Origin of the sequence: Avibacterium sp. 21-594 (genome assembly GCF_026226815.1) — a bacterium.
Classification (GTDB): domain Bacteria; phylum Pseudomonadota; class Gammaproteobacteria; order Enterobacterales; family Pasteurellaceae; genus Avibacterium; species Avibacterium avium.
Window position 1 is genome coordinate 2,185,053 of the sequence record NZ_JAKKOC010000001.1, and the last position, 22,694, is coordinate 2,207,746.

The window sequence follows — 22,694 nt, forward strand, 5'->3', positions numbered from 1 at the left end:
TTGATTTATATTATTTTTTATCTTTTAAATAATTGACCTTTCTCCCTATTTTTGATTATATCTATCTCAGAAAACGAATTTACTTTTTTGTGAGGTGCTTATGATCCAACAATACACAACGTTGCGTAACAACATCAATATGCTTGGGCATTTCTTAGGGGAAACCATTAGTGATGCGCAAGGTAGTGAAATTCTTGATTTAATTGAAAAAATTCGCGTATTATCAAGAAATTCCCGTGCAGGTGATGAAAAATCCCGTGAACAATTGCTTGAAATACTAGCCACAATTTCCGATGAAAATATCATTCCTGTGGCGCGTGCTTTCAGCCACTTCTTAAACCTCACCAATATTGCTGAACAATATCAAACTATTTCTCGTCAGCATATTGACCAAGAGTCTTCCGACCGTACCTTAGAGGCGCTCTTTCAACGCTTAAAAGCACAAAATGTGCCAACAGAAAAAGTGCTTGATGCGGTACAGAAATTGATTATTGAGCTGGTGCTTACCGCTCACCCAACAGAAGTAACACGCCGTTCACTCGGACATAAACACGTTGAAATCAACCGCTGTTTAAGCCGTTTGGAACACGATGATTTAACCGAAGCGGAAACCACCAAACTTAAACGCCGTTTAATGCAGCTGATTGCCCTTGCTTGGCATACCAATGAAATTCGTACTCAACGTCCAACGCCCGTTGATGAAGCCAAAGCAGGAATGGCGGTGATTGAAAACAGTTTATGGAAAGCCGTGCCAGAATTCTGCCGTTTATTTAACTTCCATTTAGAGAAAAACTTTGCGGTGCAGCTGCCGGTAGATCTTGCTCCAGTGCGTTTTTCTTCTTGGATGGGTGGCGACCGTGATGGTAACCCATTTGTTACCGCGCAAACCACGCGGCAAGTGTTGCTGATGAATCGTTGGAAAGCGGCTGAACTCTTTTTAGAAGACATTAAATTGCTTGCCGATGAGCTTTCGGTGATTGAATGCACGCCTGAATTCCGTGCTAAATATGGCGATCACCTAGAGCCTTACCGTTTTGTGGTGAAAGATTTGCGTAGCAAATTGATTAAAACCGTGGCGTATTACGGCGATTTATTGGAGGGCAGAACCCCAGTTGTAACTGAGCAAGAATTACTAACTGATGACGAACAGCTTTGGGAACCCCTTTACGATTGCTATCAATCTCTACATCAATGTGGAATGCGCATTATCGCTAACGGCGCACTACTTGATTGCTTACGCCGTATCCGTTGCTTTGGTTTATCCCTTTCTCGTCTTGATATTCGCCAAGAAAGCACACGTCATAGCGATGCCATTGCAGAAATCACCCGTTATATCGGTTTAGGCGATTATTCACAATGGACAGAAGATGACAAACAAGCCTTCTTAATCCGTGAATTAAGCTCACGCCGCCCATTGTTACCGCGTGATTGGCAGCCTTCAGCAGAAACGCAAGAAGTGCTAGATACCTGTAAAGTGATCGCAGAACAGCCAGAGGGCGTGATTTCTTGCTACATTATTTCAATGGCGCGTACGGCTTCTGACGTGCTTGCCGTGCATTTACTCTTGAAAGAAGCGGGCGTGCCTTATCACTTGCCTGTTGTGCCATTGTTTGAAACCCTTGATGACTTAGATGCGTCTGAAGAAGTAATGCGTCAATTATTCAATATCGGTTGGTATCGTGGCGTGATTGACAACAAACAAATGGTGATGATCGGCTATTCCGACAGTGCCAAAGATGCAGGAATGATGGCGGCCTCTTGGGCGCAATATCGTGCTCAAGAACAGCTAGTGAATTTGTGCGAAGAACTCGGCATTGAACTTACCTTATTCCACGGACGTGGCGGCACAATCGGACGTGGTGGCGCACCAGCACACGCAGCGCTACTTTCTCAACCACCACGCTCATTGAAAAACGGCTTGCGTGTTACAGAACAAGGAGAAATGATCCGCTTTAAACTGGGCTTATCAGCGGTGGCTGTGGGCAGTTTGGATCTTTACGCCAGCGCAATTTTAGAAGCCAATTTATTACCACCACCAGAGCCAAAAACAGCGTGGCGAGAAGTAATGGACGAGCTTTCTACCACGTCTTGCGAAATTTACCGTGGTGTGGTGCGTGGCGATAAAGATTTCGTGCCTTATTTCCGTTCTGCAACGCCAGAACAAGAGCTGTCAAAATTACCATTGGGTTCACGCCCTGCAAAACGTAATCCAAATGGTGGGGTAGAAAGTTTGCGTGCCATTCCTTGGATTTTCGCTTGGATGCAAAACCGCTTAATGCTCCCAGCGTGGCTTGGTGCTGGTGCTTCCGTGCGTTTAGCTATTGAGCAAGGCAAAGGTGATGTGATCGAAGAAATGTGTAAACAATGGCCGTTCTTCTCCACGCGTATCGGAATGTTGGAAATGGTATTCAGCAAAACCGACACTTGGCTTTCAGAGCATTACGATCAGCACCTTGTGAAACCTGAATTGTGGTACTTAGGGCAATCATTACGCGAACAATTAAAAGCAGATATTCAAACAATTCTGTCTTTATCGCACGAAGATCAATTAATGTCTGATCTTCCTTGGATTGCCGAATCTATCGCACTGCGTAATATTTACACCGACCCACTTAACTTATTACAAGTGGAATTATTACGCCGCTTGCGTGAAAATCCAGAAAATCCAAATCCTGATGTTGAACAAGCCTTGATGATCACCATTACAGGTATCGCAGCGGGAATGCGTAATACAGGTTAGTTTTCCTTGTTACATTGTTAAAGGTGATAGAAACGTTAAAAGTGATAGAAAAGTGCGGTAAAAAAGACCGCACTTTTTTTCAAAATCATTTACTTAACCTTATGGATTGAGTAATATGTGCGCCCTTTTAATAACAAAAATAAGTGAAATTTAGAATGGATTTATTTATGGATATTGTTGGTTATTTTGGTACGGCACTTGTTGTGCTTTCCTTTATGACCAATTCGCTTTTTAAGTTACGTTTATTCAATGCCATTGGCGCATTTTTTGTAACTATTTATGCAATTTATACCCACGCAATTCCAGTGGTTTTGTTGGACGGTTTTATTGTTATTATTAACGTGATTCAGCTATGGCGAAATAGAAAAAATACACAAAGCTAGGCGATACAAAGCTGTTAAGTTTATCCAAATAAAGAAAAGGGGCAGAAATTTAATCTGCCCCTTTCATTTTAAAAACTCAAATTATTTCAACCGCTCTTTTGCTTCAGCAATGGCTTCTGCCACGCGTAATGGGGACACCCCACCTTTGGCGCAGCGTTTGTCTAAGCAGGATTGTAGCGATAGGATCTCATACACATCATCGCTGATCACATCACTGAATTGGCGGAACTCTTCTAAGCTCAGATCTTCTAAGCCTTTGTGTACGCTGATGGCATACACCACCGTTTCGCCCACAATATGGTGAGAATCGCGGAATGGTACGCCTTTTGCCACTAAATAATCGGCTAGCTCGGTGGCATTTGAGTAGCCTTTTAGCGCCGCTTCACGGGTGCGCTCAACGTTCACTTTAATATCATCTAACACGAAAGTCGTCATATCTAAACAGTCTTGCCAAGTATCCAAGGCATCAAAAATGCCTTCTTTGTCTTCTTGCATATCTTTGTTATAAGCCAGTGGCAAGCCTTTTACGGTCATCAACATTCCAGTTAGCGCGCCCATTACACGGCCTGCTTTACCACGAATGAGTTCGCAAGCATCAGGATTTTTCTTCTGTGGCATTAAGGAAGAACCCGAAGTAACGCGGTCAGAAAGCTCCACGAAATCTGCTTCACCGCTGTTGAAGATAATCATATCTTCCGCAAAACGTGAAAGGTGAGCCATACTTAACGAAGCGGTGGAAAGCAATTCGATAATGTGATCACGGTCGGAAACGCTGTCTAAGCTATTGCGAGTTGCCATTGCAAAGCCGAGATCTTGTGCTAATTGCTCACGATCAATCGCATACGCCGTGCCAGCTAAGGCACCGCTTCCCAAAGGACAAGTATTCATTCGGTGATAAGCGTCCGTGAGGCGAGAATAATCACGCTCAAGCATTTCCACATAAGCCATACACCAATGGGCGAACGTGATGGGTTGCGCGCGTTGCAAGTGGGTATAACCCGGCATTACGGCGTGTTGATTGTTTTCTGCGGTTTCCACCAATTTGGTCTGCAAGGCACGAATGGAATATTGCAACTCGGTTACACGCTGTTTGCACCACATTTTGATGTCTAACGCCACTTGGTCGTTACGGCTACGTCCTGTGTGCAATTTTTTACCCAGATTTCCTACTTTGTTGATGAGCTTACTTTCTACCCAGCTGTGAATGTCTTCAGCGTCATCTTGCAAAATACCTTGCAAATTCGACCGCACTTCAATCAGCAGTTCGTTTAAGGCTTGCTCTAATTGTTGCTGTTCTTGCGCGCTTAACACGCCAACGCTAACCAAGGCTTTTGACCAGCCGATTGAGCCTTCAATATCCTGTTCTGCAAGGCGATAGTCAAAGCGTAGTGAATCGTTGAAATCTTTAAAACGTTTATCTGCTGCTTGTGTGAAACGTCCACCCCAAAGTGCCATAGTTTATCCTTATCTTTTTGATTTTTATGATTAAAAAATGTAGAGGCGAACCCAAATGTTCGCCCATACCAAATTGCTTTACGTTTACGGTAAAATTCTGGTGCCGATTATCTCACCTGCAAAAAGTGCGGTCAATTTTTCTGGATATTTCCAGTTGGCAATATCCACACCTGTGTTAAGCATTTTTGCTGCATCTAAGGCGGCATTGACCTTCACGATCATTCCATCTGTAATCACACCTTGCTGAATAAGTTGTTGAATTTGTTCGCTATTAAGCTGTGGCAGGCGCTGTTTATTGGCATCTAAAACGCCATCAACATCAGAAAGCATCACCAGATCGCCACCAATTAATGTGGCAATCGCCGTTGCTGCTTGATCCGCATTTACGTTCATTAAACGCCCTTGATCGTCCACCGCAATGGAGCTAATAATGGGTAAAAAGGCTTCACTTAGCAAGGTATGCAAAAGGGTGGGATTATTTGGCTTCACATTGGCAACGTGGCCAAGTTCTTCATCAAAGGCTTGTGCGCTGGTGAGTTTGCCATCTGCCAAACAAAGCCCCACGGGGTTGAGATTAAATTTTGCCGCTTGTGCCACCAAAGTTTTATTGGCAATGCCTGCCAGCGCACCGACGATAATATCAATTTGATCTGCTGGCGTTACTCTTAAGCCATTTTTCTTTTGTACAGGCAATGCAAGGCGCTGCATTAATTCGTCCACCACGCAACCGCCACCGTGTACGATAAGCAAAGGGCGGTCGAAATTTTGCTGATAATTTGCTAATGCGGTAAACAGATTTTCCATTGCTTGCGGGGTATCTAATAGCACGCCGCCTAATTTAATTACTAAAGGTTTCATTCTTTTCTTCCACTAAATTAATCCCAAGGTTTCCGCAAAACCGTAACGAATATTGGCACATTGCACCGCTTGTGCTGCCGCGCCTTTAAGCAGATTATCTTCTGCGCTAACAATGATAATGTAGCCATTTTTAACCGCAAAACCAATGTCGCAATAAGGGGTGAATTCCACCGCTTTAATGCTCGGCAAGCCTTGTTCATAGACGCGCACAAGAGGGCGATGCGCATAATATTGCTGATAGGCTTCACGGATTTGCTGTTCGCCCACGCCGTCTTTCAATTTGGTGGTAATAGTAGCTAAAATGCCCCGTTTAAAATTGCCTAAGTGCGGGGTAAAAATCACTTCTGTGCCTAAATGGGTGGCAATTTCAGGCTGATGACGATGGTTAAATACGCCATAAGCATTCAGGCTGACTTCGCAAAAACTATTCGTGAGCGATGCTTTGCGTCCAGCGCCGCTTACCCCACTTACTGCATTAATAATAGGTAACTGATTGAGATCTAATAAATTATTTTCAATTAATGGCTTTAAGCTGAGTTGAGAAACTGTTGGATAGCAACCAGCCACCGCCACTAAATCCGTTTGCGTAATGGCACTGTCATTCCATTCCGCTAAACCATAAACCGCTTTTTCTAATAATTCAGGATAACGATGTTCAAAACCATAATATTGTGGATAAAATTCCGCATTATTCACCCGAAATGCGCCAGATAAATCAAACACTTTACATTGATTTTGCAAGAAAATTGGCGCAAGATCGTGGCTAACTTCGTGTGCGGTGGCTAAAAAGACCAGATCATTTTGTTGTGCAAGTGCGGTTAAATTTTCGTCCAAAGGTTGCAACGGTAAATCAACAATCTGCTTCAGTTGCGGATAAATATCAGAAATGGCTTTATGCGCATCTTGGCTTTGCGCTGAAACATATAATCCATTGAGCTGAAATGCAGGGTGCAGGGTTAGAATACGAGCCAATTCAGCCCCTGTATAACCACTTGCCCCAATAATAATGGCTTTTTGCATAGAACACCTTGTAGATAAAAATATAACACTTGATTAATTATGCTATTATTGTGCATAATTAATCATAAATCAACCTTTAATTTAATACAGGATAAACTTAATGAAAAAATTGCCGCCTTTCCTTGAAATGTACTCTCAGCTTATCGCATTGCCCACTATTAGTAGCGTAGAAGCAGAATTTGATCAATCGAATAAAGCCTTAATTGAATTGCTTGCCACTTGGCTTGGCGATTTAGGCTTTACAACCAACATTATTCCCGTGGAAGGCAGCCGAAATAAATTCAATTTATTAGCCACTTATGGTGAAGGGGAAGGGGGATTATTGCTCGCAGGGCATACAGACACCGTGCCTTTTGATGAAGGTCGCTGGCATTTCGATCCTTTCAAACTCTCCGAAAAAGACGGCAAATTTTACGGCTTAGGCACCGCGGATATGAAAGGCTTCTTTGCGTTCGTGTTAGAAACCTTACGTCATATTGATCTCAGCAAATTAAGCAAACCCTTACGCATTCTTGCTACTGCTGATGAAGAAACCACACTTTTGGGTGCACGCACCTTCAGCCAGCACAGCCATATTCGCCCAGATTGTGCCATTATCGGCGAGCCAACTTCCTTAAAACCCGTGCGCGCGCATAAAGGGCATATTGGGCAAGCGGTGCGAATTATGGGGAAAACAGGGCATTCCAGTGATCCTGACAAAGGCATCAACGCCATTGAATTAATGCACGAAGCCACAGGTTATTTAATGGAAATGCGTAATGAGTTAAAGGAAAAATATCATCATTCCGCCTTTGCCATTCCTTATCCGACAATGAATTTTGGCGCAATCCACGGCGGCGATGCGGTAAATCGTATTTGCGCGTGCTGCGAACTGCATTTTGACATTCGTCCGCTGCCACAAATGCGTCTAGAAGATCTCAATGAAATGCTACAAGAAAAGCTGCGTCCAATGTTTGAAAAATGGGGTGATCTTATTTCACTCAAAGCCTTACACGAACCCACTCCAGGTTATGAATGTGAACACTCCGCCCAAGTTGTCCAAGTGGTGGAAAAATTGCTTGGCGAAAAATGCGAAGCGGTGAATTATTGCACGGAAGCCCCTTTCATTCAACAACTTTGCCCAACATTGGTGCTAGGCCCTGGTTCAATCGAACAAGCCCATCAACCTGATGAATATCTCTCCGCCGAATTTATCGAACCCACTCACGAACTGTTGAGCAAATTAATTAAGCATTTTTGCTAAAGAAAATATTTCCTAAAAATAAAAAGTGCGGTGAAAATTTTGTTAATTTTTCACCGCACTTTTTTATTATGAAAGTTATTATCGAATAGTAAAATTAATTGGTACGCTCATTGAGCTAGCTAAACCAGCAGGTTTCGGGCCGATTGATTTGGCATTTTTTACCGCGCTTAGTGCAGCGTTATCTAAATCCGCATTGCCTGAGGATTTTTGCACACTGGCATTGAGTAATGCGCCATCATTAGCGATTGAAAAGCTAATGGTTACAACACCTTGTTTACGCATCATTTTGGCGCGTTGTGGATAGCGTTTGTGGCGTTCAATTTCTCGGCGTAGCGCATTGCGATAGGCATTGAGTTCATTTGAACTTGTGCCTTTGCCGATTAAATTAGGATTGCTCACCGTTGCCTTGCCCAAACTGGTTGCAACAGAATTGGCTTTGGCGTCTGAATTGATGTTGCGATCACCTTTTATTAGATCTTTATTGGCTAATGGTTTTTCTTTCGGCTTTTTCTGTACTTTTTCTTTTTTCTGTTTCTCTTTTTGTGGTTTTTCTTTCTTTGGCTCTTTCGGCTTTTCTTTCTTAATTTCTTTTGGTTTTTCTGGTTTTGGCGGTTCAGGTTTTACAATGGGATCGGGTACAATTTCTTTTGCCACTGGCTCTGGTTCAGGTTCTGCAACAGGTTCTGGTGCAGGTTCAGGTTCTTCAACGGTCATTCCCATTAGCATTTCCATTGAAATACTATTATCGATCACGTCTGCTTGATAGCCATTGGCGCTGCTATCGGCTTTTACTGCATAGACAATCGCCCCAATCACGGTGGCGTGAAATAGGAGAGAAAAGAAGAAGCCGAACCAAGAACGATGTTTATTTGCCATTTATTTGCCTTTTTCTTTCATTGTGACAATGGCAACATTTTTGATGTTATTTTTCGCCATTAAATCTGTTAGGCTAACAAAATCTTGGAAGGTGGCTTTGGCGTCCACTTTCAGGGTGACTTTTTGATCTTTTGCCCAGCTTGCCACTTCTTTTTCCATTTGCGCTAAATCTGTCGGCTTATCGTTAAAAAAGATTTCGCCTGTTTCCGTAACGGTTAATAATTTGGCTAAATCGTCCGATTTAAACGCCACAGTGCTACTGGCTTTTGGCACGTTCACTTGAATTTTGCCTTGCGAAATAAAAGACGCGGTGATTAAGACAATCGCCAGCAACACTAACATAATGTCAATGAAAGGGATAATATTGATTTCATCAAACTTTTTCACATTATGCCCCTAGATTTTTTTGTCCGTTTAAGGCTTTCCATTTTAGGCGATTGACTTCCACTTTGCGTTGCAAGCCGTTGTAAAACACCATTGATGGAATGGCGACTAAAATCCCCACCGCTGTGGCTTTTAAGGCAAGGGAAAGGTTAAGCATAATGGCAGCGGCATCAATGTCCCCACCTGAATTTCCTAATTCATAGAAAGTTAATAAAATCCCGATAACTGTACCCAATAAACCCACATAAGGGGCATTTGAGCCAATGGTGGAAATAATGGTGAGGTTACGGTTGAGATCGATGTCTAACTCGTGGATATTGGTGTAGTGTGAAACGTTCACACGGCTTAAAAAGATAAAGCGTTCAATCACGAACCATACCATAATAAAGCTCATTAAACCGAGTAAACCTAAAATAATATAATCAACATAATGTTGTAAAAATGCGAATAATTGCGGCATTTGAAAGTGTCCTTAACGCTGACTTCAAAAGATTAGCTAGATTAGCTAAGTTGTAATTGAGAATTAATTTCAATTAGCTTTGAATTCTAGCAAATTAAAAATTCTAGGTAAAGTTTAGCGGAAAAAAGTGCGGTATATTTTTCTCATCGTTTTATGCAAAATCATGGCAAACGATTGCGTAGGCGTGCTACAATACGCGCAATTTTCAGTAACTCAAGCCATATAGGAAAAAATCGTGAGCAAACAATCATTAAGCTACAAAGATGCGGGTGTGGATATTAATGCCGGTAATGCCTTAGTAGAAAAAATTAAAGCCGATGTAAAACGCACCACACGTCCCGAAGTGATTGGCGGGTTGGGCGGATTTGGCGCGCTTTGTGCGTTGCCGAGCAAGTATAAAGAGCCAATTTTGGTGTCTGGTACAGACGGGGTTGGCACAAAATTACGCCTTGCCATTGATTTGAATAAACACGATACCATCGGCATTGACTTGGTGGCAATGTGTGTTAATGATTTAGTGGTGCAAGGGGCAGAACCGCTATTTTTCCTAGATTATTATGCCACAGGCAAATTAGACGTCGATGTGGCAGCCAGTGTGATTAAAGGCATTGCCAATGGTTGTGAGCAATCAGGTTGCGCCTTAGTGGGCGGGGAAACCGCAGAAATGCCGGGAATGTATCATCAAGGTGATTATGATTTAGCAGGTTTCTGCGTGGGCGTGGTCGAAAAATCAGAAATTATTGACGGCAGCCAAGTGAAAGTGGGCGATGCCTTGATCGCATTAGGCTCAAGTGGCGCACATTCCAATGGTTATTCCTTAATTCGCAAAGTGATCGAGCGTTCAGGTATCGATCCTGCTAGCGCAGAATTAGACGGCAAGCCTTTCGCCGATCAAGTGTTAGCACCAACCAAAATTTATGTTAAATCCATTTTACAATTAATCAAACAAGTGCCTGTTCACGCCATTTCTCACTTAACGGGTGGTGGTTTCTGGGAAAATATCCCACGCGTGTTACCGCATAATGTGAAAGCGGTGATCGATGAATCAAGCTGGCAATGGCCTGCTATTTTTAACTGGCTACAAGAACAGGGCAATATCGATCGCTATGAAATGTATCGCACCTTTAACTGCGGGGTGGGTATGATCATCGCCTTGCCACAGGATCAAGTGGAAATCGCGTTGGCGTTATTGCAACAAGCTGGCGAAAAAGCGTGGCAGATTGGTCGCATTGAAAGTGCGAGTGAAGGCGAAGAGCAGGTTGTTATTCGTTAATGAAAAAGATCGTTGTACTGATTTCTGGTGAAGGACAAACCTTGCAAAGCATTATTGATGCTTGCAAGGTGGGGGATATTCCTGCGCAAATTTGTGCTGTTATCGCCAATAAAGCAAATGCTTATGGCTTACAGCGCGCAAAAATGGCTGAAATTCCCACCGCACTTTTTGAACGCAAAGATTACGCTGATAATCTAGCAATGGATCAGGCTATCGGTGATTATATTGCTGAGCTTGGCGCAGATTTAATTGTGCTAGCTGGCTATATGAAAATTCTAACCGCTGAATTTACCCAACGCTTTGCAGGCAAAATTCTCAACATTCACCCCTCATTGTTGCCGAAATATCCGGGCTTACACACTTATCAGCGCGCGTTGGAAGCGGGCGATCAAGAACACGGTACAACGGTGCATTTTGTCAATGAAGAAGTGGACGGTGGTGCGATTGTGTTGCAAGCCAAAGTGCCAATTTTTCCAGATGATGAAGTCAGTGATATTGAACAGCGCGTGAAATATCAAGAGCAGCAAATTTATCCTTTAGTGATAAATTGGTTTGTGACTGAGCGTTTAAGGTTAAAAGAAGGCAAGGCTTATTTAGATCAGTGCGCGTTACCTGAAAATGGCTATGCCACAGAATAAAATTGTATAAAAATGCACCGCACTTTGATAATCCTTATGAAATATGAGCGATTTTTAACAAAAGTGCGGTCATTTTTTTATGGATTTTTGTTATAGTAAGGCAAATTTTGTAACCTATCAGGATCACAATGACAGAAAAAGTTATTATTGATGAAAATCGATTTATGCGAACCATCTCTCGCATTGCACACGAAATCATCGAAAAACATCAAGATTTGGATCAATTAGCCATCGTTGGCATTAAACGCCGTGGCGCGGAAATTGCTGATTTAATTAAGCGAAAAATTCTTGACCTTACAGGCAAAGATTTGCCATCAATGGATTTAGATATTACTTTTTATCGCGATGATTTAGAATACATTGAGCCGCAAAATCAATCGCCAGTATATAGCGGCACATCAAATTATCTGAGCATACAGGATAAAATTGTTATCTTAATTGATGATGTATTATTCACTGGTCGTACAATTCGTGCTGCATTAGATGCGCTGATTGATTTTGGACGCGCAGCAAAAGTAGAATTAGTTATTTTTGTTGATCGTGGTCATCGTGAGTTACCGATTCGCGCGGATTATGTCGGGAAGAATATCCCAACCAGTCGAAGCGAGAAGATTCAAGTTCGGACAATGAAATTTGATCAATGTTACGAAGTGGTATTACAAGCAAACAACAAATGAACCTTTTAGCAAAAAAATTATCTAATTAACCAGATTTTAACTCTAATTAATGGAATAAAGATGAAACTATTAAAGATTAAGAACCTATTTCTTTCAGCAATCGCCTTATTTGCCGTGGCTGTAACCGCACAGGCAGAAGAACGTGTAGTGGCAACGGTAAATGGTGTGCCAATTTTGGAAAGCCAAGTGCGCGGGGCATTAGGTAAACGTGCGAATACATCAGGCAATCGTCAAGCAGCGCTTAATAGCATCATTGATGAAATTTTAGTGCAACAGGCTATTCAAAATTCTGGCGTAAAAGTAAGTAGTGCGCAGGTTGATCGTGTGATTGAAGGGATTGCAGCGCAAAATGGTTTAACCTTTGGACAACTTCTTGATGCCCTTGACTATCAAGGCATTAGCTATCCTCAGTTCCGTCAGCAAATTGCTAATCAATTATTAATGGGCGAAGTGCGTAATAAAGTAATTGGTGAAAGTATTGGCGTGAACCAAGAAGAAGTTCAAGAACTTGGACAAAAACTTCTACAACAGGCGCGTGCGCAAGGTACAGAAAAGAAAGTAATGGGAACGGAATATAAAGTTCGTCATATCTTATTGAAATTAAACCCATTATTGAATGATGCACAAGCAAAAGCAGAATTAAATAAAGTGCGTAGTGAGATTCAAAGTGGAAAAACAACCTTTGCTGATGCGGCATTGTTATATTCTAAAGATTATTTATCAGGGGCGAATGGCGGTAATTTAGGTTTTGCTTTCCCAGAAGCTTATGTGCCACCTTTTGCGAAAACCGTACAAACCACCAAAAAAGGCACAATTTCTGCGCCGTTTAAAACAGAATTTGGTTGGCATATTTTAGAAGTTACCGATACCCGTCAAGGGGATCGCACACAACAAGCTTATATGCAAAAAGCGTATCAGCAGCTGATCAACGAACAGATTCAAACTTATTCGAAAGATTGGCTAGTAGCCTTGCGTAAACAAGCGAATATTCAATATTTCAGATAATCAAAAAATCCCAGCCAAACGCTGGGATTTTGTTTTATAATAGCCCGTCTTTTTTTAACGTGATAAAAAATATGAATTCAAAAACACATTTAGGTCATACTGCGCGTAAACGTTTTGGGCAGAACTTTTTATTTGATCAAAATATTATTCAAAGTATTGTGGCGGCGATTTATCCTCAGCCAAATCAATTTCTAGTGGAAATTGGCCCTGGTTTGGGAGCATTAACTGAGCCTGTTGCAGAGCAAGTTGAGCATCTTACCGTGGTAGAGCTGGATCGCGACTTGGCAGAACGCTTACGTCATCATCCATTTTTACATCAAAAATTAACGGTAATTGAAGCCGATGCTATGCAATTTGATTTTGGCGAGCTCTATCGCGAGCAGCATTTAGCGGAAAAAAATCAGAAATTACGCATTTTTGGCAATCTTCCTTATAACATTTCAACACCATTAATGTTCCATTTGTTCAACTATTGCGAACAAATTCAAGATATGCACTTTATGCTACAAAAAGAAGTGGTAAAACGCCTTTGTGCTGCGCCGAATAGCAAGGCTTATGGACGCTTAACCATTATGGCGCAATATTTCTGCCAAGTAATGCCGGTCTTGGAAGTGCCACCAACAGCATTCAAGCCAGCACCAAAAGTGGATTCAGCAGTGGTGCGTTTAATTCCACACAGCACGCTTCCGCACCCTGTGAAGGATTTATATTGGCTTAATCGCGTGTGTACGCAAGCCTTTAATCAACGCCGTAAAACCTTGCGTAATGCACTTTCTACGTTATTTTCTGCAGAAAATCTTACCGCACTTGGGATTGATTTAAATGCACGAGCAGAAAATTTGTCTATTGCTGATTATGCAAGATTAGCCAACTGGCTGGCGGATAATGCTGAAAAAAGTGATGAATAAAAAAATCCCTTACTAAAATTAGTAGGGGATTTTGTTTATCTGATTAAACAGTCATTGGAACTTCCATTAACAGAATTTCAGTGTCGCTATCTGCCACAATATCAAAATTCTCTGTATCCCAAACACCTAGACCATCGCGGCTTGATAGTTTTTGCCCTGCAACTGTCGCTTCGCCTTTCAATACGAAAGCATACACGCCGTTGCCTGATTTATGAATGTTATAGGTTTTTTCTGTTCCTTTATCAAATTTCGCTAATGAGAACCACGCATCTTGGTGAATCCATACGCCTTCATCATCGGCATTCGGTGAAAGAATTTGTTGGAAATCATTTGGTTTTGCGCCATCTGCAATGCTAATTTGTTGATAACGCGGTGTAACATCTCGTTTATTCGGGAATACCCAGATTTGTAGAAATTGAGCAGGGATATCCGCATTAGGATTCATTTCACTATGGCTTACCCCAGTTCCCGCTGACATCACTTGAATGTCGCCTTGGCGAATGACACTGCCGTTACCCATACTGTCTTTATGCGCCAAATCACCACTTAATGGAATAGAAATAATTTCCATATTATCGTGCGGATGCGTACCAAAGCCCATTCCACCTTCTACATAATCATCATTGATCACGCGCAATGCACCAAAATGGATACGCGCTGGATCATAATAATTAGCAAAGCTAAAAGTATGACGGCTTTTTAACCAACCGTGATCTGCGTTGCCACGGCTATCTGCTGAATGATATAAAGTTTTCATCGTTACACTCCTAAATTTTAAATTTGTTGAAATCATTTATTTACGGGAGCTATTCTACATTTTCTATTTAGGAGATAAAGATGAAAAAAATGAAAAGACTTTTTATTCATAGTAAAAAATAAGGCGACCCTATGGGATCGCCTTGATGGTTTTATTGCTGAACTCTCGCTTTAATCCGATCAGCAAACATTCCAATACTTACTGCGAAATAATTGGAGCGATTCCAATCAAGCAAGGTGCGGAAGTTGTTTGACACTAAGAAAGCGCGACCATTTTCACCGTCTGGTTGCACAAGCCATAATTTGGCGTGGGAAAGTGCGGTGAAATTTTGTGTACTTTCTGAGTTGAAGGATTTGAGTTCAATGCCCTGAGCTTGCCAATCTTGCAGTGAACGCGCTTTGTGCTTTTCAATGCCCGCTAAACTTGGGCTAATATACTGATTTAAACGCACCTCCACGCCCCACGGCAATTTGTCGTCCCAACCTACAGTATGCAAATAACGAGCGATAGAAGCGAAAACATCATAGTGATTTTTCCAAATATCTTTCTCACCATCACCATTACCGTCCGCTGCATAGCTCAGGTAAGAACTTGGCATAAATTGCGTTTGCCCCATTGCGCCAGCCCAAGAACCTTTCATTTTATGGCGCTGGATATGATCACGTTCTAACATTTTCATCGCAGCAATAAATTCTTTACTAAATAATGGCTCACGGCGGCCATCAAAGGCAAGGGTGGCTAATACAGAAAGCACATCATAATAACCTTGATAATAACCAAAGCTACTTTCCATTCCCCATAGCGCCATTAAATATTCTTTTTGTACGCCAAATTTTTTGCTCGCCTTTTCTAATTGCGGTAATTGTTCCCAATAACGTTGTTCCGCAACATTCACCTTATTTGTGGTCAGTACGCGATTAAGATAATTCGTTACCCCATTAGGATTGAATACTCTTGGTTCATTCGGGTTACGTTTTTTTATTTTCCCCGCTTGTTGTTTATCCAATGCCACTGCTTTAGGAATATATTGAATATTTTGTTGTGCATTTAGCACCGCACTTGAAACCCCTTGTCCAGCGGCTTTAGCTTTTAGAAATTGTACATAATCATCAAAATTATTTAATGTACGAGGTTTGTTATATTGAGTATTTGCACTCACCGCTTTAATAGAATGACTACTTGAACAAGCAGATAATAAAACCGCAGAAAATAATGAAGTAAAAATTAATTTTTTGTTAAACATTGGCTTTCCTTAAAATAAATAAAATTTTATTTGCGTAAAAACTTATAGATGATTTTTAATAATGAAACAGGTAATAAACGTGGTAAAACACGCAATAAAAATACGATAAATCCTGAAATCGTGGATTGTAATTTAACGTTGCGTTTGAGTTTAAATAAATTCCACTCACATTTTGCTTGCGCTAACCCACGGCGGCGAGAAACCATTCCATTGCCTACGCGAGCATAAACTAAAATATCAGGCAAATTCGCCACATTTTGCGGATATTTCGCCACCAAGTTTATCCATAAATAATAATCTTCTTGAATATCTTGATAACCCCCAGCAGCGAGTACGACAGATTTTTGATAAGCCACGGTCATATGATTGAAAGGGCTGCGCGTTTTTGTGAACTCGACAATTTCTTTAGGTTGAGTTGGTACATTGCGATAACTCACAATGTCTTGCATATTCTCGCCAAATTCAGCAATTTGTCCGCCAAAAATAATGGTTTCAGGATTTTGTTTGATGAAATTTACTTGTTTTTCAAAACGTTGCGGATCGCAAATATCATCGGTATCCATACGGAAAACCCATTCGTTGGCACAATGCAACAATCCTTCGTTTAATGCTTTGCCCAATCCTTGATTTACCGGCAACTTCACTAATTTTAGCGGTAAAAATTCTACAAAATTTTGCACCGCACTTTCTAATTCCGGCGTAACGACTCCGTCAAATACTAAGACAATTTCATCTGCGGGCAAGGTTTGCGAGCGCAAACTTTCTAAACATTCACGCAAGAATTGTGGATTTTCCTTAATATATAAGGACATTAAAACTGAGAATTTCATTAAATAAACCTTTTTAAATGAATAGCTAATTTTGGTGAAATAAAAATGATGATCGCAATAATCAGCGATTTAATATTTTTGCTTAATTTAAACATTTTCCAATAATAAATTCCTGCTTTGCGTGATAAATTCATAATATACGGATAGGCAAGCATATAAAGTGAATTTAGAGCAAAGTTTTTTTGCTGAGTTGGTGTTTTCACATAATTCTTTTCAATAAAACCGATTGCTTGTTCTGTATTGGTTAAATTGGTTGAAACACTGGAACGTTGGGTATGAAAAGTACATTCTGTTAAAGCCTGATCGACATAGCGCGGTTTTAATTCAGGTGATGAAATTACTTTTAATACAAACTCATAATCTTCTAAAGATTTTAATTGCGTTGAAAGCCCACCTAAAGCTAAAAAGAAAGATTTCTTAATCCCAATCATCGGCATTCCACCAATTTTATTGGCTAATAAAATATTATCCAATGTGAGATCTTTTTGTTGTGTAAAAGGGTGAGTAAAATAGCTAAAATTTTCATTCACCATTACACATTTTGCAGGGTGATAAATAAAATTCACATCAGGATTTTGCGTAATTTTCTGCGCTAAAATTTCACATTTCGACTTTTCAAAACGATCATCATCATCTAAAAATAACAGCCAATCTTGCGTTGCATTTCTTGCTCCAATATTACGGCTTTCCGCCGCACCTTGGTTTTGCTCATTACGAATAACGGTTACACGAAAAGGATAATCTTTTTCTACCACTACTTTTTCTTTCGAGCAATCATCAACAATGATGACTTCAAAATTATGCGCACTTTGCTGCGTTAAACTCGTTAATAACGCAGGGATTTCTGCTTGTCGATTATAAGATGGCACAATAATACTAAACATTTTGTTTTCCTTCTTTTCTAAATAAGAAGAGATTTTTCCCCTGTTGGCCAAATAAAGATAATAACATTAGCAACACTAGCATTATTCCAGGGAACGCATAAGTATCTGCTTTAATATTTAATACAGAAAGTATAAATAATGTGGATAAGGTAAATAACCAACTTCCATTAAACCAATTTAATGCTACTTTACGTACAAAATAAACAGTAAATAAAAAACAGACTGATAAATAACCGATTCCACCATAAAGTAATTGGCGTAAAAAACCGCTGTCGGTTAAGCCATAATATTTTCCATTTGGCATAATATATCGTCCATCGCCCCATAAAATTTGTTTTAGTTCTGGGATAAATAAATGGCGCTTCATTAATGTGTCTGTTGATGAACTACTTAATCCTTGGAGATTAATCAAATTAATTAATGGTTCTAATGCGTGGGCGACATAAGGATTTTTAGGGTAATAAATGGCCAAGCCTAAACAGAGTAATCCAAATAAGCCTAAAGCAGGTAAGTATTTCCATTTAAAATAAATGGCGATACTAACAATGGAAAGTAGTAAAAACGTTCTGCCTGAAATTAATCCAATACATAAAATTAAGAATAAATACACCGCACTTAATTGATTATGTGCTTTGTTGTAAGCCAATAAAAAGTGTAATAAAAGAATGTAAAAAGCACTTAATTGGAAGAATGCTGATGACGTAATATTATATAGACGATACTCTTGCTCTGAACCATAAAAACGTGGCAATACAATATTGGTTGAAAGGGCAAGTTCTGCCATAAAGCCAATGCCCATTAATGCCGTTACACCGACAATCCATTGAACAATAATACCAATTTTTAAATCTTGAATAAGCAGTGCTTTTCCATTGTTATTAAAATAAAAAATATTATAAATGCTAATAGCAAAAATAAATAAAATTAAGGTTTTGCTATATTGCAATAATACAGAATAATCTTGCGTGTGGTACGCTAACATTGGAATTGCACTTAACGAAATTAGGGTGATAATTGCGATTAGGCTATCTAACGGGATAAAAATACCTTGTGGGCGTTGTTTTTTTACTACTTGATAAGCTAAGCAAATGAGCGAAATAGCCCCAACAAAAAATGCCATTCGGAAAAAGTGGAATAGCCAAGGATCATAAAGATAAAATAAATTGACTAATGCAGACATTATTTTCCACCTTTTAGGTTACGCGTTATAGCAAGTAGTTTTTTTAATGGATATTTAATTAACTTTTGCCAAAAATGATGTGTTATGCTGCCACGCACATTTTCTAAATTGCTCATTAATTTTGGATTTTCAATAGCCAATAAAGGGCGAACCACTTGTGTATCTAAAGCAAATTTATTTCCAAATAAAATATAATCATCTGCCAGCCAATAAGGTTTTTCTTCGGCTAAAAAGGCTTTCACTGCAGATTTTTTAATTAAATAGGCTACCGTGCCAGCAAAATAGTTACGATAAGGATAGGCGTAGCAAAAAGGCGATCCCGCAATCTTATTGCGTAAAAATGAAAAGGTTGTTGGATAGTTAATTTCTAATTCAGAATGATTAAAATCATCAATTTTAGACTGACCAATAAGAATAATATCCGCTTGAATATTTTCTTTGAGTAAACAATCTAAATGATGTTGAAAATCTTGATTAAACAACGCATCATCTTCACAAATTAAACAATATTCATCGTCTTGAATATTTTCATCATTGGCAATTAAACGATATACAGCCAAATGGCTTAATGTACAGCCAATTTCGCCTTTGGTAACATTTCGCCCATAACGCTCAGAAAACTTTTCTTGATCATAAAGAGCGGTGAGATTTTCTGGCGTTTCTTGCATCGTATTAATTGCACTAAATAGCGTGAAATCTTGTGTGTTTGGCTGAGCAAAAAAGAGCTCTCGGCGTTGATGATCTTTATCTAAAGAAATAAGAAATTTTTTCATTTTATCCAACTTAAATTAGTTATTCGTCTTTATAGGGAATTTATAATAGTAAATGAGTGAAATCATTAACCTCACTAAACTTGCCCCTATTAACGCATAGGCCACCCCATACAATCCTTGATTTTTAAAGGCAAAAAATAATCCCACTAAAACAAGAATAGAAATAATCTGGCGTGTAAATAATAATACTTGCTTACCTAAAATCAGCATATTTTGTGATAATAACCAAGAAAGCCCTGCTAATAATGAATTAATAATAAACCACAATAATACTGGGGCAACTTCAATATAAGCATTACCAAAAAATAAATGAATGACGGGTTCTGCTAAAAATGGCACAATTATCACCGCACTTATTCCCATTAAAAGAATAAGCCCTAGCACCGCTCGAATACGATTTAGATTATTGAGTAAACCCGAATAATAATAATCTATTAGCATATTTATTATACGAGTGAGCAAGGCATCAAAGGCAATGCAAACCGTATATAAGCCTAAAGTATAATTTCCCATTAAAGCGACAATTAAAAAACGATCTAAATTTACCGTTGTTGCGCCAAAGGTTTGTAGCAAGTTTTGTTTTAGCCAATTTTTGAAGAAATAATTTGGTATTATGCTTTTTATTTCTGCTTTCTGCTTAAACTTTTTTTCTATTTTGCTAAGGGCATAAAGTGCAAATAAAGCTTGTATGCAAGTTAAAATGGTTAAGAGCTGAACCACTTTTTCTAAATGCTGCTCACCAAAAAGAAAATAATAGCCACCATATAAGCCCACGGCTAAAATCGGTTGCTGCAAAGAAAGTAGGCGATAAATAGATAAATTAGCATCAATTTTACTTTTCTCTAAAGTAATTGTAAAAATAGCCGTCAAAACAACATTTAAAATAAATAAATAATGAAATGACGTAATATTAAATAATAAAAGCGAAAGGCTGGATACCAATACCGAAAATAATAAAAAAGCAGAAAAATAGTAACGCCAATAATGATATTGGTTATTTCGCATACAAAGAGCGAGAGAAAACCCAACGCCGCCAGTAGCAATGGTTACCACATAGGTTACGGACGTAATAAAAAGTTGTAACGCACCACGTTCTTCGACTGCAAGCAAACGAGCAAGCAAAAAGGAACTCACCATTGTGAGTCCCGTGGTTAAGAAAGTGGTAATCAACAGTTTTGCAAAGGATTTATTCTTCATAAACTTTCACAAAATCAAGGCCTTGTGTCCATTGGCGATAATAGCCTAAGTTTTTACCATAGGAGTTATCACAAACTTCATTTGGGATTTCTAACAGGCAAGAAAAAATATGTCCGTGCAATCGGCTTGTTATCACTAAATCATAGTGTTGGAAAATGTCTTTACAGCGTTTAATCACCGCCAAACTATGGCGATACCATAAATTATTTACTATATTCTTTAACCAAGGCTGATGAAATTTATTCGCGACTTTCGCTAATCCACTACAAATACGTTCATAATATTTATCTTGTGTGGTGAGAATATCTTCCCAATCTTTTATTTCGGCATTCTCTGGTAATGTGGCTTGGATATTTTTTTCCAAATGGCTTGCTTCAATGTCCTTGCGTAAAAAATATAAGGTTTTTTCTGCCGATTTTTGCACCGCACTTTGGTTTTTGAATCTTTGGTTTTTGAATCTTTGGTTTTTTAATAATGCTGAACCATAAAGTTGATGCGCCATATCAGGCGATAGAAAAACCTTATCAGAAAACTGATCTTTCATTAATTGATAAGTTGCCTGATCGCGCGCAAATAAATAGCAGTCTTTATGGGCGGAAAAAATGGCTGCCGATTTTTCTTTCGCTTCGGGATTAGAAAAATAAGCAGTTTGTGGCATTACAATAATGCGATTATTCGGGAAAGCTTGCACCAAGGCTTCGCGCATTCCTTGAATAGCAGGGTAGAGATCACCAAAATTGCCGCCGCCGTGGCATATTAATGTGGTGTTTGGTTTAACATATTTTTTTACTTCATCAAGATCGAAACTTTGCAAGCAACGTCTTAATCGAATATTAATTTGATAATCCTGAAAAAACGCTTCTGTTCCCGCATAAATGAGTAAATCCCCCACGTTTAAATGGAGCGGATAATCAAAATACAGCACATCATTTTTATCCACGATAACATCAAGGATTTGCTCTAAATCTTGTTTAAGGGAAACTAAAATTTCGTTCATTGTTAATCATCTTTCCTATAAAGCTGCTTATCAGCGTAAAGGGGCTATTTTAAAACAGAATGCCTTGTAGATCCAAAAGGATTGATCATCTTTACAAAAGATTACAAGCCCTTTATGCTAAGCGGCAAGTTATTCAGCCCGAGATTATTTTATGTTTTTACTCACCAAACTTATTACAGCGATCATTCTTCCGCCATTTAATGTCTTGATTTTATGGATTTTGTCTTTATTCTTTTTTAAGAAGTTGAGCTTTATTTTCGGTCTTTTGGGCATTGTCATTTTGTATGTGTTCAGCATTCCTTATACTTCGCAAAAATTGCAAGATAGTCTAACAAAACAAACGCCGCTCAGCCTTGCTGATTATAAAACTGCGCAGGCGATTGTGGTGCTAGGTGGTGGTTTGCGCGATAGTGATGAATTATTTGGCAGCCTTGCAGTTCCTGGCGTTCCCCTTGAACGATTGCGTTATGCGGCTTATTTACATAGAGAAACTCAGTTGCCGATTTTGATTACAGGCGGAACACCTAATGGCAATTCTGAAGCTAAAATAATGGCAAAAGAGCTGCAAGAGTTTTTCCACACACCAACCAGATGGTTAGAAGAAAAAGCGAAAACCACCATTGAAAATGCTCAATTTACTAAGGCGTTATTGGAAAAAGAACATATTCAGCGTATTATTTTGGTCACCAACCAATGGCATATGCAACGTGCTAAATTCCTATTTGAAAAACAAGGGTTTAGCGTTCTTCCTGCAAATGTAGGCAAAGGCGTTACGCCAGAAAGTTATGATTTAACGCTAATGCACTTTATCCCACAAGCCAGTGCAATGCCAGCTAATATGCAAGCCTTGAAGGAATGGATTGGTTATTGGAAAGAGAAATTCTCAAAATGAAAAAACAACAAAAAAAGTGCG

23 protein-coding genes are annotated in these 22,694 nt (G+C 39.5%); 9 read left to right on the top strand and 14 right to left on the bottom strand.

Features of this window, described 5'->3' with window-relative positions; all coding sequences use genetic code 11:
* Nucleotides 1-100 precede the first annotated feature (100 nt).
* Together ppc and L5B76_RS10535 are read left to right on the top strand one after the other, a co-directional pair.
* Nucleotides 101-2,740 carry a phosphoenolpyruvate carboxylase gene (gene ppc / locus L5B76_RS10530; protein WP_103853037.1) on the top strand — a complete coding sequence of 880 codons (2,640 nt, stop codon included), beginning with the start codon at nt 101-103 and terminating at the stop codon, nt 2,738-2,740.
* A 155-nt stretch (nt 2,741-2,895) separates the two neighbouring features.
* The gene (locus L5B76_RS10535) at nt 2,896-3,123 is read left to right on the top strand and encodes a YgjV family protein (RefSeq protein WP_265755378.1); all 228 of its coding nucleotides are present in this window, start codon (nt 2,896-2,898) and stop codon (nt 3,121-3,123) included.
* 81 nt (nt 3,124-3,204) lie between these two features.
* Here L5B76_RS10535 and argH read toward each other — a convergent pair whose 3' ends face one another.
* The 3 genes from argH to argC all read right to left on the bottom strand — a co-directional run bounded on the left by argH (nt 3,205) and on the right by argC (nt 6,456).
* Complete coding sequence (argH, locus tag L5B76_RS10540) at nt 3,205-4,578, bottom strand: argininosuccinate lyase (protein WP_265755379.1); 1,374 nt, start codon at nt 4,576-4,578, stop codon at nt 3,205-3,207.
* Between the two features lie 84 nt (nt 4,579-4,662).
* The gene (gene argB, locus L5B76_RS10545) at nt 4,663-5,436 is read right to left on the bottom strand and encodes an acetylglutamate kinase (RefSeq protein ID WP_265755380.1); all 774 of its coding nucleotides are present in this window, start codon (nt 5,434-5,436) and stop codon (nt 4,663-4,665) included.
* Between the two features lie 12 nt (nt 5,437-5,448).
* Nucleotides 5,449-6,456 carry an N-acetyl-gamma-glutamyl-phosphate reductase gene (gene argC / locus L5B76_RS10550; protein ID WP_265755381.1) on the bottom strand — a complete coding sequence of 336 codons (1,008 nt, stop codon included), beginning with the start codon at nt 6,454-6,456 and terminating at the stop codon, nt 5,449-5,451.
* A gap of 100 nt (nt 6,457-6,556) precedes the next feature.
* On the opposite strand from argC, the gene argE reads away from it, so the two are divergent.
* The gene (argE, locus tag L5B76_RS10555; RefSeq protein ID WP_265755382.1) at nt 6,557-7,699 is read left to right on the top strand and encodes an acetylornithine deacetylase; all 1,143 of its coding nucleotides are present in this window, start codon (nt 6,557-6,559) and stop codon (nt 7,697-7,699) included.
* 78 nt (nt 7,700-7,777) lie between these two features.
* Here the strand turns inward: argE and L5B76_RS10560 are convergent, their stop codons facing one another.
* From L5B76_RS10560 to exbB, 3 genes are read right to left on the bottom strand one after another with little or no spacing between them, the layout of a single operon-like run.
* The gene (locus L5B76_RS10560; protein WP_265755383.1) at nt 7,778-8,575 is read right to left on the bottom strand and encodes an energy transducer TonB family protein; all 798 of its coding nucleotides are present in this window, start codon (nt 8,573-8,575) and stop codon (nt 7,778-7,780) included.
* A complete protein-coding gene (exbD, locus tag L5B76_RS10565; RefSeq protein WP_103853409.1) occupies nt 8,576-8,962 on the bottom strand; it encodes a TonB system transport protein ExbD in 387 nt (128 codons plus the stop codon). It lies immediately after the preceding gene.
* Between the two features lies 1 nt (nt 8,963).
* On the bottom strand, nt 8,964-9,419 hold the full coding sequence (gene exbB / locus L5B76_RS10570) for a TonB-system energizer ExbB (RefSeq protein ID WP_115249390.1): 456 nt from the start codon (nt 9,417-9,419) through the stop codon (nt 8,964-8,966).
* 235 nt (nt 9,420-9,654) lie between these two features.
* Between exbB and purM the strand changes: the two genes are divergently transcribed.
* From purM to rsmA, 5 genes are all read left to right on the top strand, one after another.
* Nucleotides 9,655-10,692 (top strand): phosphoribosylformylglycinamidine cyclo-ligase, encoded by a 1,038-nt coding sequence (purM, locus tag L5B76_RS10575; protein ID WP_265755384.1) that lies wholly within the window; start codon nt 9,655-9,657, stop codon nt 10,690-10,692.
* On the top strand, nt 10,692-11,330 hold the full coding sequence (gene purN, locus L5B76_RS10580; RefSeq protein ID WP_265755385.1) for a phosphoribosylglycinamide formyltransferase: 639 nt from the start codon (nt 10,692-10,694) through the stop codon (nt 11,328-11,330). The genes purM and purN overlap by 1 nt, the downstream gene beginning before the upstream one ends.
* A 128-nt stretch (nt 11,331-11,458) precedes the next feature.
* Nucleotides 11,459-12,007: a bifunctional pyr operon transcriptional regulator/uracil phosphoribosyltransferase PyrR gene (gene pyrR, locus L5B76_RS10585; protein WP_265755386.1), complete on the top strand. Its 549-nt coding sequence runs from the start codon at nt 11,459-11,461 to the stop codon at nt 12,005-12,007.
* A 60-nt stretch (nt 12,008-12,067) separates the two neighbouring features.
* Nucleotides 12,068-13,012: a peptidylprolyl isomerase gene (locus tag L5B76_RS10590; RefSeq protein WP_265755387.1), complete on the top strand. Its 945-nt coding sequence runs from the start codon at nt 12,068-12,070 to the stop codon at nt 13,010-13,012.
* Nucleotides 13,013-13,083: 71 nt separating this feature from the next.
* On the top strand, nt 13,084-13,920 hold the full coding sequence (gene rsmA / locus L5B76_RS10595) for a 16S rRNA (adenine(1518)-N(6)/adenine(1519)-N(6))-dimethyltransferase RsmA (RefSeq protein ID WP_265755388.1): 837 nt from the start codon (nt 13,084-13,086) through the stop codon (nt 13,918-13,920).
* Between the two features lie 43 nt (nt 13,921-13,963).
* Here the strand turns inward: rsmA and L5B76_RS10600 are convergent, their stop codons facing one another.
* The 8 genes from L5B76_RS10600 to L5B76_RS10635 all read right to left on the bottom strand — a co-directional run bounded on the left by L5B76_RS10600 (nt 13,964) and on the right by L5B76_RS10635 (nt 21,781).
* Nucleotides 13,964-14,677, bottom strand: coding sequence for a pirin family protein (locus L5B76_RS10600; RefSeq protein WP_265755389.1), 714 nt, complete (start codon nt 14,675-14,677; stop codon nt 13,964-13,966).
* A gap of 151 nt (nt 14,678-14,828) precedes the next feature.
* On the bottom strand, nt 14,829-15,920 hold the full coding sequence (locus L5B76_RS10605; protein ID WP_265755390.1) for a lytic murein transglycosylase: 1,092 nt from the start codon (nt 15,918-15,920) through the stop codon (nt 14,829-14,831).
* 26 nt (nt 15,921-15,946) lie between these two features.
* A complete protein-coding gene (locus tag L5B76_RS10610; RefSeq protein ID WP_265755391.1) occupies nt 15,947-16,750 on the bottom strand; it encodes a glycosyltransferase family 2 protein in 804 nt (267 codons plus the stop codon).
* Entirely contained in the window at nt 16,750-17,634 is an 885-nt protein-coding gene (locus L5B76_RS10615; RefSeq protein WP_265755392.1) for a glycosyltransferase family 2 protein, read from the bottom strand. The genes L5B76_RS10610 and L5B76_RS10615 overlap by 1 nt, the downstream gene beginning before the upstream one ends.
* Entirely contained in the window at nt 17,627-18,814 is a 1,188-nt protein-coding gene (locus L5B76_RS10620; RefSeq protein ID WP_265755393.1) for a hypothetical protein, read from the bottom strand. Before L5B76_RS10620 ends, L5B76_RS10615 begins: the two co-directional genes overlap by 8 nt.
* The gene (locus tag L5B76_RS10625; protein ID WP_265755394.1) at nt 18,814-19,587 is read right to left on the bottom strand and encodes a glycosyltransferase family 25 protein; all 774 of its coding nucleotides are present in this window, start codon (nt 19,585-19,587) and stop codon (nt 18,814-18,816) included. The genes L5B76_RS10620 and L5B76_RS10625 overlap by 1 nt, the downstream gene beginning before the upstream one ends.
* Before the next feature lie 15 nt (nt 19,588-19,602).
* Nucleotides 19,603-20,784 carry a lipopolysaccharide biosynthesis protein gene (locus tag L5B76_RS10630; protein WP_265755395.1) on the bottom strand — a complete coding sequence of 394 codons (1,182 nt, stop codon included), beginning with the start codon at nt 20,782-20,784 and terminating at the stop codon, nt 19,603-19,605.
* Entirely contained in the window at nt 20,774-21,781 is a 1,008-nt protein-coding gene (locus L5B76_RS10635) for a polysaccharide pyruvyl transferase family protein (protein WP_265755396.1), read from the bottom strand. The genes L5B76_RS10630 and L5B76_RS10635 overlap by 11 nt, the downstream gene beginning before the upstream one ends.
* Before the next feature lie 151 nt (nt 21,782-21,932).
* On the opposite strand from L5B76_RS10635, the gene L5B76_RS10640 reads away from it, so the two are divergent.
* Entirely contained in the window at nt 21,933-22,673 is a 741-nt protein-coding gene (locus L5B76_RS10640; RefSeq protein ID WP_265755397.1) for a YdcF family protein, read from the top strand.
* Nucleotides 22,674-22,694 lie beyond the last annotated feature (21 nt).